Consider the following 14,240-nt stretch of genomic DNA (forward strand, 5'->3'; position numbering starts at 1 on the left):
TTCTTTTGAATTCAATTCACAAGTGTTGAGTTGATATAGCTGATTATCGTTTGAATGTCGCGACGCCATATTCTTCCCGAACAAGAACTCGCGCATCCGGACCTGTCGGATGCCATTTGATCGGGTGATCTCATGCCTCTCGCTTTGTTTGCCTTGACGATCGCTGCCTATGCGATCGGGACAACCGAATTCGTCATCGTCGGTCTTTTGCCCACCGTGGCGAGCGACCTCCATATCAACCTGCCGCTCGCCGGTCTCATCGTCAGCGTCTATGCGCTCGGCGTCACTTTCGGCGCGCCGATCCTGACCGCGCTCACCGGCCGCATCGAGCGCAAGCCGCTGCTGCTTGGCCTGATGGCGCTGTTCATCGTCGGCAACGGCATGGCCGCCTTGAGCCCTGGCTATGCGCCGCTGCTCGTCGCACGCGTGCTTTCGGCCTTTGCCCATGGCGTGTTCTTTTCTGTAGGATCCACCATTGCCGCCGATCTCGTCCCGGAAAACCGCCGCGCTTCCGCGATCGCCATGATGTTCATGGGCCTGACCGTTGCCATCGTCACAGGCGTTCCCCTTGGCACCTTCATCGGCCAGACCTTCGGCTGGCGCGCGACCTTCGCGGCCGTCGCGGGCCTCGGCATCGTTGCCTTTGCCGCCATCCTGCTGCTTCTGCCGTCCAGCCTGAAGAAGGCGCCGCCGACAAGCATCGGTGAACAGGTCCGCGTGCTTGCGAGCGGCCGGTTGCTAATCGTCTTCGCCATGACGGCGCTCGGCTATGGCGGCACCTTCGTCGCCTTCACCTTCCTTGCCTCGATCCTGCAGGAAGTCACCGGCTTTGCCGCCTCCGCCGTCAGCCTCATCCTCGTGCTCTACGGTATCGCCATTGCCATCGGCAATGTCGTGGGTGGTCGCCTCGCCAATGGCAATCCGGTCCGTGCATTGACGTGGCTCTTCGTCGCCCAGGCTGTCGTGCTTGCCCTCTTCAGCTTTACGGCCGTCTCGCCCTGGCTTGCCATCCCGACGCTTGCAGCGCTTGGTTTCCTGTCCTTCGCCAACGTGCCCGGCCTGCAGCTCTATGTCGTCCAGCTCGCCCGAGAGGTTCGCCCCGCCGCCGTCGATGTCGCCTCGGCGCTCAATATCGCCGCCTTCAATCTCGGTATTGCCGCCGGCGCCTGGATCGGCGGGCTGGTGGTCGAATCCTCCCTTGGCCTTGGCGCCACACCCTGGGTCGGCGCGATCCTTGTCGTCGCTGCCCTGGTGCTCACCCTGTGGAGCGGCGCGCTCGACCGCCGCTCGGCTTCCACGGCACAGGCCGTCTCCCGCGCCGCCTGATCAAACCCTGCAATCGAAAGGATCATTCATGAAAATCGTCAGCGCCAATAGCGCATCCATTCCCGCCCTTGGTTTCGGCACGTTCCGCATGCCGGGCTCCGACACCGAACGCATGGTCGCGCATGTTCTGGGCAATGGCTACCGTCACATCGATACCGCCCAGATCTATGGCAACGAGGCCGAAGTCGGCGATGGCATCCTGCGCTCCGGCATTACCCGCGTCGATCTGTTCCTGACGACAAAAGTCTGGGTTGAAAACTATCGGCACGATGCGTTCATTGCCTCGGTCGACGAAAGCCTGAAGAAGCTGAAGACCGACTATGTCGACCTCCTGCTGCTGCACTGGCCGAACGACACCGTGCCGCTGGCCGAGCAGATCGGCGCACTGAATGAGGTCGCAAAGGCCGGCAAGGTCCGCCATATCGGCGTTTCCAACTTCAATCGGGCCCTGATGCACGAGGCGGTTCGCCTCAGCGACCTGCCGCTCGTTACCAACCAGGTCGAATATCATCCCTATCTCGACCAGTCGCCCGTCATTAAGACCGCCGCCGGCCTCGGCATGTCGGTAACTGCCTATTACGCCATGGCGGATGGCAAGGTGCTTTCCGATCCGGTGCTGAAGGACATTGCCGGTCGGCATGGCAAATCGATCGCTCAGATCGTTCTGCGCTGGATCGTGCAGCAGGGGCTGATCGTCCTTTCGAAGACGGTGTCGGAAGCCCGCGCAGCGGAAAATGCCGCCATCTTCGACTTCGCGCTTTCGCAGGAGGAAATGGCTGAAATCCACGCTCTCGCGCAGCCGAGCGGCCGCATCGTCAGCCCCGACGGCCTGGCGCCGATCTGGGATGAAGCGGCCTGACGTTGACAATCCAACAAATAGGGGAGCCGCTTAGCGGCTCCCTTTTGGCGTTTGATAGCTCAAGCCTTGAAGTCCAGCTTGACCTCGCAGGCGCCGATCGAGGCCGGCAATAGCGGCTTGCGGATACGCTGGCCGAACTGCCGCTGGAAGCCGAAGACATTGTTGATCAGGCTCTTGGTGTAGAGGCCGGGGCCGCTCGAATAGATGCGCCAGCCGCCATCGACGGCGATATCCCCCGCCTTGACGCGCGACCACTCCGCAGAAGCCTGATAGCGGTCGTCGAAGGCCGCGTCGCTGCTGCTGAAATAGGTGTTGCGCTGACGCAGCGATGCATGCTCCACCCGGCCGCTGACGGCGATCGGGTTGGCGAGCGCCAACGCTGCCCACACCGCTTCGGCATCGTCGTCTAGCGCCAAGGCCTCGCAGTAGCGCAGATGCGCATGCACATACATGAGGCCGATCTCGCGGCCGAAGAAGGACGAGGATTCGGCACGCCGGAAGAGCTTTTCCGGGCCGCCGGAATAGGTCGCCGGCCTCTCCATCAGCCGCACGCCGTCTGGGAATAAGAGGTTCTCGCGGATGATCTTCATGTGGGCGTGGCGCTGATCGGGCGTGAACAGGCCGCCGATCATCGGCTGGGTCATCGCGATCAGCGAATAGTGCAGGCCGGTGCGCGTATCCGCAGGATGGAGCAGCAGCTCGACGTCGTCATGGCTCGGATCGAAGACGCCGTAGCCGGCAACGATGCCGTCGCGCATCAGGAGCCGGTTGAAATCGGCACACATGGCGACCGCGGTCGCCTGCAGCGATTGCGCTTCCTCGTTGCGGCTGGCAAGCGTCAGGATATTGGCATAGCGCACCAGCTGTTCGTAAAGCAGCGATACCGTCCAGCTGCTCACCATCCAGTCGCGCAAATGCGGATCGGCCGGCTGCAGGCTGTCGTTCCAGTCGCCCTCGCCGTAGCGGATCAGGCTCGTGCCCGGCACGAAGCGGTTGCGCACCGTTTCCAGCAGCTTTTCGACGTGATCGGAGATTGTCGCGTGCTCTGAGGTCAGCTGCATCGTGTCGTCGGCGCGCCACGGCACTGTTTTGGCAAGGAAGGTGATGTCGCCGGTCGCCTCGATATAATCGCAGAGCGCCTTCAGCGGCCAGACGACGATATCGCCATGCGCTTCGCCGGCGCGGATACTGGCGTAGGGCTCCAGCATGAACCATTGCGGCCAGTCGCCGCGATCGCGATACTGCTCGGAAAAGAGCGTCAAGAGGATCTGCCGGACCTCGTCGTCATGCTCGTAGGCAAGCAGGAATTCGATCGGCCCCTGGCAGACGTCGCGCGTTCCCCAGGCCGCACCCGTATATTGTTCGAGCCCATGCGGCACGCTCAAATGGACGATCGCGTCATGCGCGATCCAGGGCAGCATGACGGCTTGCGCGACCACATCGCGGCCATCGCCGTCGATGCGCGCGCCGCGCGTCACGTGGCTCCAGAAGCGTTGTGCCGGCGCCAGCATTTCTTCGCTCTCGACACCGGCGCTGTAGCGCGCAGCAAGGGCCTCGGCCGCATCCGGATCGGTCATCGATCCCGTGACCGCAAAGCGCAGTGCCTTCGTCGGATGTGATTTCAGCGCGATGAACGGGCCGTTGCGGGCGATGCCGTCGCTATAAAGCAGTTCGTCGCCGCCGACGGCCTCGAACGCATCCGGCGTCGAGGTGACGAGATGGTAGCCGGCCTTCGGGTAACGATCCCAGAGCCAGGACGGCTGCGGCCGGAAGGAGATGCGCTTGGCCGCCGTATCGACTGCGATGTTTGCCACGGCCTCATAGTCGCGCTCGCCAAGCACGACGTGGCCGAACACCAGGAAGCGGCAGGCGGCGCCCTCTACCGAAACGCTCCATTGCATGGCCGGATCGTCGCCGGAGGCGATTGCCGATACGGTGATGGTGCGGCCGGGAAGTCTGTAGATCCAACGCGTATCACTCAAGCCCATTTCGAAGGCGGCGGGCACGCCGAGCAGGCGCCAGCCATCGCCGAGATCGACGAGGATGCGCAAGCCGCTCGATCGCGTCAGATTGTAAGGATCGCGCGAAACGGAGAACAGCTTGTGGAAGGAGGTGTTGCCGATGGTCAGCTGCGCGGCGAAGATGCCCTGCATCCAGCAGGTGGCGGCCAGCGTCTGATCATCGAGCAGCATGTTCTGTCCGCTACGGACGATGGCGCCGTGGCGCCGCGCCGCCAGCCGCTCCTTTTCGCGGAGAACAATGTGTCTGTTATGCGGCCCATCCGGCACGAAGAAGGAGATGAGCTTTCCGTCGACATGTTCTTCCAGCATCCGCTTGGGATAGAGCGCATCGATCGTGGCTTGATCGAGGCTGTCGCTTTCGGCAAGCGGCGCGTCCTGCAAGAGACTGCGAGCGGACTGGGCGGCCGATATCGTGTCTACTACGAGCTCGCTCTGAAGCTTCGGCAGGCCATCGAGATGGGCGAGATCGGCATCGCTTGATGCGGCCGGATGATCGGCGATGAAGAGGCCGAAGAAAATGGTCGTGATTGCATCACCGGCTGCAAGCGAAAGTGGCTTCGACTGGATCGCCGGGCAGGCGACTTCGTGCTGGCGGCGTGTGCTCGGCAGGCTATTGCCGAAATCCGGCACCATCACGCCGTCATCGCCCTTGGATGGCACGACGAGTTGGATTGCGTCGGTCGCGTAAGCTGCCGCACCTTCGAGGCAGCCCTGTGCGAGCCACGGATTTCGCCCGCCACCCTGCTTGAGGTTCTGCCGGTTCATGATCACGGGACCGAAGACGGCGTGGCTTCCAATGTGATGATCGATATATTGCGAGGCATAGGCTTCGCTGTTCATCAGGAAGCCGCGATCGCCGAGGCCGACATCCTGAAGAAGCACGAGATCGGCGGAAATCGTAGCGCTCGTGCTGTTCTGCAGCGATACCTGCCAGAACCATGCGGTCTGGCTCGGGTGCAGGCGAAGGCTGACCGTGTGTCTCACGCCGGCCGTCTCGCCGCTCCAGGAGAAGCCACCATCTCCATGGCCGAATTGGACGGCAGCCTTGGGGCCGACGATTTCGGCCGTTGCCGGCTTTGCGCCGCCGACACGCAGATAGAGCCGGCCGATGCCGCCATAGATGGGCGATCCGAGCAGCTGATTGATCATGATGCCGCCCTGCTGGTCGGCGAAATCGATCGAAAACAGCGTGCCGTTCGGCAAGACCGAAGCCGAAAGGCCGGCAGTATTGCCAAGCGTGATAAGACCGAGTTCTTCGCGACCGGGCGTTTGAAAGCTACGATTGGAGTCCGAGGACATAAGCGGTGTCTCGCTGTTTCATGGATCGGAGGAGGGGCACTAGATCACATGGCGACCTCAGATCATAGGAGGCAATTCGCCATTCATTCGTGACGGTTGACGGACGAAAAGAGGGCTGATCCGGCGCGATGCGCCGGATCTTTCGGGCGGACGCGGTCCTCGGTTTCAGTGGTGCCGGGGCTCGGCAACCTCATTGGCCGTGCGCAGGATTGCCGACAGATCGGCATTGTCGAAAGCCTCCTTGGAGATGCCTTTGACCTTGAATGTCCTGCTTTCGCCGGGCGCGAGATTGACCAGCATGTCGTCGACTTCGGCGTTCGGGCTGATGCGGTCGACGAACAGGCAGATATCGCGCAGGAACGACTGCGCCGTGATGGTGACAGTGATCCCGTCAATCGTCTGGGCGCTCTCGATGTCGAAGCGGGGCTGTGGATATTGCAGCTTCATATCCTTTTCGAAGAACCACCAGGCTTCGGCATCGCCGAGGCGCGCACGCAGATATTCGCGGCGCGGATCACCGGGGGTCGCGACCTCGGCCGGGATCTCGATGTCGGTATTCTCGAAGCGATCGCAAAGGATGCGCCAGACGTGATGGCGGGCAAGCAACGTGCCGTTGAAGTCGAAGCGCTCGACGGTGAAGGGTACGCGCCAGAACAGGCTTGCGTCATTGACGGCTATCGCAGCCAGGCCATCGCCGCGCGGCTGGATGGTGAGGCGATGTGGCGCATAGCTCTGCCGCAGCGCGTACCAGAGCGGCTTCTTCCTGCCGGCGCCGTCGATGGCCGCCCAGGAGGTGACCGGCCAGCAATCGTTGAGCTGCCAGACGATCGTGCCCATGCAGGTCGGCCGGTGCGAGCGCATATGGTCGATGCCGTAGCTGATGGCGCGCGCCTGGTTGAGCTGCGTGACGAACAGCCAGTCGTCGAAATTTTCCGGCGGCGGAAACCAGCCTTCCAGCCCCATCCGCAGCTTGTCGTTGCCGGTCGTTGCTTTCTGGTGATGCAGCACGCCCGGCGAGGCCGGGGCCCGATCCTTTTCGCGAACAGATTGGGTAAGCGTCGCGAAGGTCGGCGGCGCCTGCCATCCGAATTCGGAGCAGAAGCGGGGAATATAGTTGCGGTAGGTCTCGTAACCCACCTCGTTCCAGACATCCCAGATGTGCTTGCAGCCGTGTTCGTCCGCGTTCGGCGCGATCTCCATGGAGCCGGAATAGGGGCTGCCCGCCCAATAGGGGCGGGTCGGATCGATCTCGGCCACCAGCTTCGGCAGCAGATCGAGATAGTAGCCGGCGCCCCATGGGCGATTGCCGAGGACATCCTGCCAGCCCCAGTCGAAATAGCCCCAGATATTCTCGTTGTTGCCGTTCCAGATGACCAGCGAGGCGTATGGCATCAGCCTTGTGATTGCCTCGCGCGCTTCCGCCTCGATCTCGCTATAGACGGGCTCTTCCTCGGGATAGGTGGCGCAGGCAAACAGGAAATCCTGCCAGACCATGATGCCGGCGGCATCACATTCTTCGTAGAACGTATCGGTCTCGTAAATGCCGCCGCCCCAGACGCGCAACATGTTCATGTTGGCATCGCGGGCTTGGGCGATCCGCTCGCGATAGCGCTCGCGCGTTACGCGCGGCAGGAAGCAATCGTCGGGGATCCAGTTGGCGCCTCGGGCAAAGACCGGAACGTCGTTGACGACGAGTGTGAAGGCAGAGCCGATCTCATCCGGCGTCGTATCCAGCCGCACGGAGCGGAAACCGACGCGCCGCTTCCAGCCGTCGAGCGCCGCGCCGTCCGAGCCGAGCAACTGCAGGTCGATGTCGTAAAGCGGCTGGCCGCCCATTCCATGCGGCCACCAGACCTGGGGATTGTCGATACGGCACTCGATCAGCGCATGGGTCTCCCCTTGCGCGACGCGGACTTCCGCGCGCTTGCCGCCGATGGACAATACGAGTGCCACGCTATCCGTGCCCTTTTCCGCCCATTCGATCTCGACATGCAGGCGTGCGACGCCCTGGCTGCCTTGCAGCGTGATTTCCGGGCGGATGCCGCCAAGACGCGCCTTCGACCAGCTCTCGATGAGGATCGGCTTCCAGATGCCCGAGGTGACGACCGTCGGACCCCAGTCCCAGCCGAAATTGCAGGCCATCTTGCGGATGAGATTGCTCGGGCCGGGATAATTCTGGGGGATATCGGCGGCGCTGCCGAGCTGCTTGCGCACCTCCTCGCCGTGCTCGTAGGCCGATTGGAAATCGACGATCAATTCGTTGCGGCCGTTTTTCAGGCGGTCGGCGATATCGAAGCGATAGCTGCGATGCATGTTGCGGGTTTCGCCGAGGGGCGCGCCATTCAGTTCCAGGCGCGCTGCCGTGTCGAGGCCGAGGCAGGCAAGGTCGATGCGCTCGGCGTCCTCTGCGTCCCAGTCGAAGGCCAGACGATAGCGCCAGGCGGAGCGGCCGATCCAATCCTGCGAGATCTCGTTGACGTCGAGATAGGGATCGGTAATCAGCTGGGCCGCCATCAGGTCGAGATGCACGTTGCCCGGCACGGCGGCGGGGGTGGAATTGGGCAGGGCCGGTGCGCTCGAGGGTGCGCGAAGGCGCGAGAGGGTCCAGCCGGTGTCGAGCGTCTGTCTTTTCATGTCATGCGTCCGTTATGAAATGGATGTCTCAAACAGCCTTTGGCGTGATGAATTGCCGGCCTGCCTGCAGATGGCGGTTCATGCGATAGACCTAGGCGATTCGGTCGCGTTGTATCAACGCCTTGATGATCTATCGAGATTCATTATAGGCGCTGTCGATGGCCTTGCGAGAGCGCTTGCCCGCCTCCATGAGCCGCTGCAACAATGGCGGCGGAATGCCATAGACTTGTGACAGGCTCTGATGACCGAAGGCCGGTGCACGGATGACCCGCGAGAGGGCTGAATGGGGCTGGGCTCAGAAAAGCAAAAAACTTCAACTGCCATTGTCGGAAGTCGTGATCGGCCAACGTCCTTGAGACAGCCCATCGATAAGGGCGGATATGCAGAACCGTTCCCAAGGAGACGAACATGACCGATGCAACAGAACAATCGCAATCCCAGCAGCCCCGCGTCCCGGTTCACGGTGGCGTGGTGGCTTATCTGACGGTGGACGGCGCCACGAAGGCTGCCGAATTCTACAAGCGCGCCTTCGGTGCTGAGGAAGCCTTTATGTTTCCGGTCGACGAAAAAGGCCGGACCATGCATATCCATCTCTACATCAATGGCAGTTCTGTCATGCTCGGTGACGCCTTTCCGGAGTACGGCCATGCACTGGAGAAGCCGCAGTCTTTCGTGATGCAGCTCGTCGTCGATGACCTCGACAGCTGGTGGAAGCGCGCCGTCGATGCCGGGGCCGAGGTCGTCGTCGAGCCACAGGTCATGTTCTGGGGCGATCGTTGGGGCCAGCTCCGCGATCCCTTCGGCGTTTGCTGGGCGATGAATGCACCCGTCGAAAGCTGACAATATAATGCCCTCGGCTTGAATAGTGTCGAGGGCATATTCCTGGGGTAACGGAAGACTGCTATTCCGCAAGTAGGGTTCGCGTCAGTGGATGTCCGGCGTCGATAAGGCCGTCCAGGACCGAGTAATGATGCTTGTCGGGCTCGACCACGACCTCCGTTGCCGCGCCGAGTCCGGTCCAGATATTGGCGAGGAGCGCATTCTGGCGGATGAATTCGGCGCGCTCGGCACCCCCGACCCAGCAGGTGAGGCGGACGGCCTCGACCGGCTCCAGCAGGGCCGGACTTTCGGCGCGTGCCTCAATGTTATCGATGCGAAGCTGCTCGTTCATGGCGCGCTTCATGATCGGGCGCAGGTCGTGAAGGCCGGAAATGGCGAGAACGTGGCGGATGCGCTCGCGAATCGCCTCGTCAAGCGGCGATGTCACCGTCATCATGCGGGCGACAAGCTGACCGCCGGCCGAATGCCCTGTCAGGATGATTGGGCCGCCGACCATCTCGGCCGCTGACTTGATTGCGGCTGCGATCTCCCTGCCGATCCCGCCGATGCGATTTTCCGGGCAAAGTGTGTAGGAGGGGATCGCCACGACATAACCGGTCGCAATTGAGCCGGCGGCGAGGTGCGACCAATAGCTTTTGTCCAGTTGCAGCCAGTAGCCGCCATGGACGAAAACCACCAATCCCTTCGGCTGGCCTTCGGGCAGGAAGAGGTCGAAGCGATTGCGCTCAGCAGGACCATAGGCGAGATCGAGCTTCACCCGCCCCGCCGCCGCCAGCTTCTCGCGGAAAGCCCTGGCCGGCTCGGCCCAGGCCGCCGGCCATCTGTCACCGTCGACGATATAGGCGCCGTTGGTATAGGCGCTCTCCCAATCGGTGACCTTGAAATAGCTCATGCCCTGCTCCCTCTTTCCGGCTACCGACCTCTGCGGCTCAGGTTACCGCCGAACGCACGGCAAAGCGCGCATCCTGCCACGATCCGCTGCTCAGGATTTCCTCCAGCACCGTCACCGCCCGCCAGACGTCGCGATAGCCGACGTAAAGCGGCGTGAAGCCGAAGCGCAGGGTCGAAGGCGCCCGGAAGTCGCCGATGACGCCGCGCTCGATCAGCGCCTGCATGACCTCGTAGGCATTGCTATGGATGAAGGATACCTGGCTGCCGCGCTTGTCGCTGTCGCGCGTCGTCTCCAGCTCGACGTCATATTGGCCGCATTTGGCTTCGACCAACCGGATGAAGAGCTCGGTGAGCGCGATGCTTTTCGCGCGCAAGGCCTTCATGTCCACTTCGTCCCAGATGGCCAAGGCACCCTTCAGCGCTCGCAGCGACAGGATCGGCTGCGTGCCGCAGAGAAAACGCTTGATGCCGGCATCGCCGTCAAAGCCCTGTTCGAAGGCGAAGGGGCGGGCATGGCTCCACCAGCCGCTGAGCGGCTGGACAATCGACGCATGATGACGCTGCGCCGCATAGATGAAGGCCGGCGCGCCCGGGCCGCCATTCAGATATTTGTAGGTGCAGCCCACGGCGAAATCGGCGTCCGCATCGTCGAGATCCACGGGCAGGGCGCCGGCGCTATGGCACAGATCCCAGATGACCAGCGCGCCCGCCGCCTGAATGCGCTTCGTCAGCGCCGCCATGTCGCGCAGCTCGCCGCTCTTGTAGTTGACATGATTGACGAGGACCACGGCGACGCTGTCGTCGATCAGCTCCTCGATGGTGTCGGCATCGCGACCCTCGAGGCGGAGCGTCAGGCCAGGGCGCGTCGAAACCACGCCCTCCGCCATGTAAAGGTCGGTGGGGAAACTATCGCCCTCCGCAACGATGACATTGCGGCCGGGCCGCATCGCAAGTGCTGCATGCAGAGTTTTATAGATGTTGATCGACGTCGAGTCGGTGACGACGGTCTGGCCTTCGGCGGCGCCGATCAACCGGCCGATACGGTCGCCAAGATCGAGCGGCAGATGAAACCATCCGGCGCTGTTCCAGCTGCGGATCAATCCGTTGCCCCATTCCTCCATGGCGGCCTGGCGCACTTCGGCAAAGACCTCGTGCGATGCCGCGCCGAGCGAATTGCCGTCGAGGTAGATGACGCCGGCCGGCAGGGCAAAGCGGCTGCGAAAGGCGCGCAGCGGGTCGGCCTCGTCCATGGCCTCGACGGACGCGAGATCGGGAAGGCTGTCCATAGGTCGTTGCCTCGTAAACTTATTCGCGAATGGTTTCTCGGGTGGCCGCTCCGCCGCGGCTGCGGCGGATGCTCGGCAGCGCCAGCATGATGAGCACGAAGAGGCCGGTCGCGAGCTTCAGGTTCGGCGGCGGCATGCCGGCGGCAAGACAGAGCGAGACGAGCTGGTAGTAGATGATCGAGCCGACGAAGGGCGCCAGCAACTGTCTGAGCACCGTCTGCTTGCCGGTGAAGGCTTCGCCGATCATCAGGGCGGCAAGCCCGTTGATCAGGATACCGATGCCCATGTTGACGTCGGCAAAGCCCTGCGACTGGACCATCAGCGCGCCGCCGGCGGCGGAAAAGGCGCTGGCGATGCCGACGCCGCCGATGGTTGCGGCCCAGACATTGATGCCCTGCGCCTCGGCCATGTCGGGATTGGAGCCGACGGCGCGCATGGCCGTGCCCTTTTCCGTCTTGAAATAGAGATTGAGGGCGATCAACACGATGAGAGCGAGCAGGCCGGCAATGACGATCTTGCTGGCAGGAAAGCCGGGAGTTGTGAAGGGCACCCAGTCGAATACCGTCGGCGAGCCGAAGACGGAGAGGTTCGATTTGCCCATGATGCCGAGATTGATGCTGTAAAGCATGGTCGACATCAGGATGCCGGCAAGCAGCGTATGAATGCGGAAGCGCAGATGGATGATCGCCGTACAGCAGCCGGCGGCCAGCCCGACGACGAAAGCGACGGCGATCGCGAGCGGCGGCGCGACGCCGGCAGCAAGCAAAACGCCGCAGACGCAGCCGCCGAGCGGAAATGCGCCTTCGCTGGTCAGGTCCGGAAAGCTCAGCATCCGGAAGGGGATCATGATGCCGAGGACGACGAAGCTCAGAATGAAGCTCTGCGCCAGGGTGACGGGAATGAGCGAGACGAAGCTTGAAGCGGTTGTCTGAATGAAATCCATCATGATGTCAGCTCACCAGCAGCATTCGGTCGGTCTTGACGGCGAAGTGGCCGATCAGCTCGGGCACGGTGATGCGCCGCTTGCCTTCCCCGGCAATTTCGAGATGCACGCGGCCGGCATCGAGCATGATGATGCTGTCGCCGAAATCGACGGCGTGCTGCATGTTGTGCGTCACCATCAATGTCGTCAGCTTCAGCGCCTCGACGGTGCGCACCGTCGCCTGCATGACGATATCGGCCGTGCGCGGATCGAGCGCCGCGGTATGTTCATCGAGCAGCAGGACGTCGGGCGAACCGCCGACCGCCATGATGAGCGACAGCGATTGACGCTGGCCGCCGGAAAGCAGCTCGACCTTGGTATCCAGCCGGTTCTCCAGGCCGAGGCCGAGAACGGCGAGGCGCTCCTTGTAGGCGACGAGACGGGCGGCATTCAGGCCGGGGCGAAATCCACGGCTCTTGCCGCGCAGCTCCGCCAGGAGCATGTTTTCGCCGACGGTCATACTGGCGGCGGTTCCCTTCATCGGATCCTGGAACACGCGGGCGAGGCGCGCGGCGCGCTTGTGGACCGGCATTCCCGTGACGTCGGCGCCATTGATGAGGATCTGACCGGAATCGAGGCTGAGAGCGCCGGAAATCGCGTTCAGCATGCTGCTCTTGCCGGCGCCGTTCGAGCCGATGACGACGCCGAATTCGCCAGCCTTGAGGGAGAGTGTCAGGCCGTTGAGCGCGACCTTTTCGTCGGGCTGGCCTCTGTAGAAAACCTTGCGCGCGGATTTGATATCGAGCATCCGTGCCTCCCCTGCAGTATAGGGTTATAAAATGGCGGCGTCCTTGACGCCGCCACGGATCGGATTGACCCTACAGCGCCGCGCGTCACATGTGACGCGCAAAGGTCGCTGTAGCACTTTAAATCTGCTGCATAATTTTATCCTTAAATCGATGTCGATTTAAGGAATTATGCAGTAGAAGATGCCGCCTATCACTTCGTGAAGCAATTGCAATCGGCAAGCGAAGCCGGCACTTCGGCGCCGAATGCCTTCAGCACGGTCTTGTTGATCAGCGGCGCGTGGTCCTCATAGGCCGGAACGGAGGGCTTGATCGTCTTCGGATCGGCACCTTTAAGGATCTGCGCGGCGATCTTGCCGGCATTTTCACCGACCTGCTCGTAGTTGACGGCAAAGCTTGCCGGCACGACGCCATTGCGGACCGCGGCGTCGTCGGAATTGACGATCGGGATCTGTGCCTGGCGGGCAGCGGCGGCAACGGCCGGGATTGCCGGCTGCAGCAGGTTGGAAGCGGGCGTATAGATAACGTCCGCCTTGCCGGCGAGCGATGCGATGCGCTGCTGGATGTCGTTGACGTTGTCGACGCCGACGGGGACCACTTCGAAGCCGGCGGCTGGAGCGGCCGCCTTGACCTTGTCGATCAGTGCGACGTCATTGGCTTCGCCCGGATTATAGGGCACGCCAAGGCGCTTGGCATTCGGCAGCAGCTTCTTGGTGAAGGTCAGGATCGCCGAGATATCCTGCAGGTCGCTCGAGCCAGTGATGCCTACGTCACCCGAGTCCCACGAAGGAACAAGCTTGGCGGCGACCGGATCGGTGACGGCTGTGAAGACGATCGGAATGCCGGAGCCGGCGAGCGCCTTTTTGGCGATCTGCGAGACGGGAGTCGTGACCGTATACATCAGCTTCGGATGTTCGGACTGCAGCTTGGCGATCATCTGCGGCACGAGCGACGCGTCGAAGCTCGTGTTGCTCTCGGAGTAGACGACATCCTTGCCTTCGACGAAGCCGTTGTCGGCGAGCGCCTTCTTGAAGCCGGCGATCGAAGCATTGAGCTGCGGATGTTCGCCGAAATTGGCGATGGCGATCTTGATGGTTTCGGCCGAAGCGGCGGCGGCACTGGCCACGACGGCGCCGGCGACCACGAGGCCGGACAGCCATTTGGATGTAGATCTCAGCATATTTTCCTCCCGGATGTGACAAGGAGCCGTGTTCCTTCGGCTCTCTTGCAGGGGATCATAGCGACTGCTGCAAGCCTGTCAAATTCAGATATATGATATGCACTATCCATGCCTTTGATATATATATTTCCGTATTTGGGAGTTTTATATATAATCCGGGCTTTGCGGAGGATGGG

General features: G+C 62.3%; 10 protein-coding genes. 3 read left to right on the top strand and 7 right to left on the bottom strand.

What is annotated here, in order from left to right:
• Window positions 1-132 precede the first annotated feature (132 nt).
• Window positions 133-1,326, top strand: coding sequence for an MFS transporter (locus CCGE531_RS20250; RefSeq protein ID WP_120667234.1), 1,194 nt, complete (start codon window positions 133-135; stop codon window positions 1,324-1,326).
• Between the two features lie 28 nt (window positions 1,327-1,354).
• Window positions 1,355-2,185: an aldo/keto reductase gene (locus CCGE531_RS20255; RefSeq protein WP_120667236.1), complete on the top strand. Its 831-nt coding sequence runs from the start codon at window positions 1,355-1,357 to the stop codon at window positions 2,183-2,185.
• A gap of 59 nt (window positions 2,186-2,244) precedes the next feature.
• Here the strand turns inward: CCGE531_RS20255 and CCGE531_RS20260 are convergent, their stop codons facing one another.
• Both CCGE531_RS20260 and CCGE531_RS20265 read right to left on the bottom strand, forming a co-directional pair.
• Entirely contained in the window at window positions 2,245-5,505 is a 3,261-nt protein-coding gene (locus CCGE531_RS20260) for a cellobiose phosphorylase (protein ID WP_120667237.1), read from the bottom strand.
• Window positions 5,506-5,670: 165 nt separating this feature from the next.
• Window positions 5,671-8,139: a glycoside hydrolase family 2 protein gene (locus CCGE531_RS20265; protein WP_120667239.1), complete on the bottom strand. Its 2,469-nt coding sequence runs from the start codon at window positions 8,137-8,139 to the stop codon at window positions 5,671-5,673.
• Window positions 8,140-8,547: 408 nt separating this feature from the next.
• Here CCGE531_RS20265 and CCGE531_RS20275 point away from each other — a divergent pair, with 408 nt between their 5' ends.
• Window positions 8,548-8,979 (top strand): glyoxalase/bleomycin resistance/extradiol dioxygenase family protein, encoded by a 432-nt coding sequence (locus CCGE531_RS20275; protein ID WP_120667241.1) that lies wholly within the window; start codon window positions 8,548-8,550, stop codon window positions 8,977-8,979.
• A 61-nt stretch (window positions 8,980-9,040) separates the two neighbouring features.
• Here CCGE531_RS20275 and CCGE531_RS20280 read toward each other — a convergent pair whose 3' ends face one another.
• The 5 genes from CCGE531_RS20280 to CCGE531_RS20300 form a co-directional block, all read right to left on the bottom strand.
• Window positions 9,041-9,871 carry an alpha/beta hydrolase gene (locus CCGE531_RS20280; protein ID WP_120667243.1) on the bottom strand — a complete coding sequence of 277 codons (831 nt, stop codon included), beginning with the start codon at window positions 9,869-9,871 and terminating at the stop codon, window positions 9,041-9,043.
• A gap of 37 nt (window positions 9,872-9,908) precedes the next feature.
• Window positions 9,909-11,156, bottom strand: coding sequence for a kynureninase (gene kynU, locus CCGE531_RS20285; RefSeq protein WP_120667245.1), 1,248 nt, complete (start codon window positions 11,154-11,156; stop codon window positions 9,909-9,911).
• Between the two features lie 19 nt (window positions 11,157-11,175).
• On the bottom strand, window positions 11,176-12,099 hold the full coding sequence (locus CCGE531_RS20290) for an ABC transporter permease (RefSeq protein ID WP_120669228.1): 924 nt from the start codon (window positions 12,097-12,099) through the stop codon (window positions 11,176-11,178).
• Window positions 12,100-12,106: 7 nt separating this feature from the next.
• On the bottom strand, window positions 12,107-12,886 hold the full coding sequence (locus CCGE531_RS20295) for an ABC transporter ATP-binding protein (RefSeq protein ID WP_120667246.1): 780 nt from the start codon (window positions 12,884-12,886) through the stop codon (window positions 12,107-12,109).
• Between the two features lie 191 nt (window positions 12,887-13,077).
• Complete coding sequence (locus tag CCGE531_RS20300) at window positions 13,078-14,064, bottom strand: ABC transporter substrate-binding protein (protein ID WP_120667247.1); 987 nt, start codon at window positions 14,062-14,064, stop codon at window positions 13,078-13,080.
• Window positions 14,065-14,240 lie beyond the last annotated feature (176 nt).

This window comes from Rhizobium sp. CCGE531 (genome assembly GCF_003627795.1).
Taxonomy (GTDB): Bacteria; Pseudomonadota; Alphaproteobacteria; order Rhizobiales; family Rhizobiaceae; genus Rhizobium.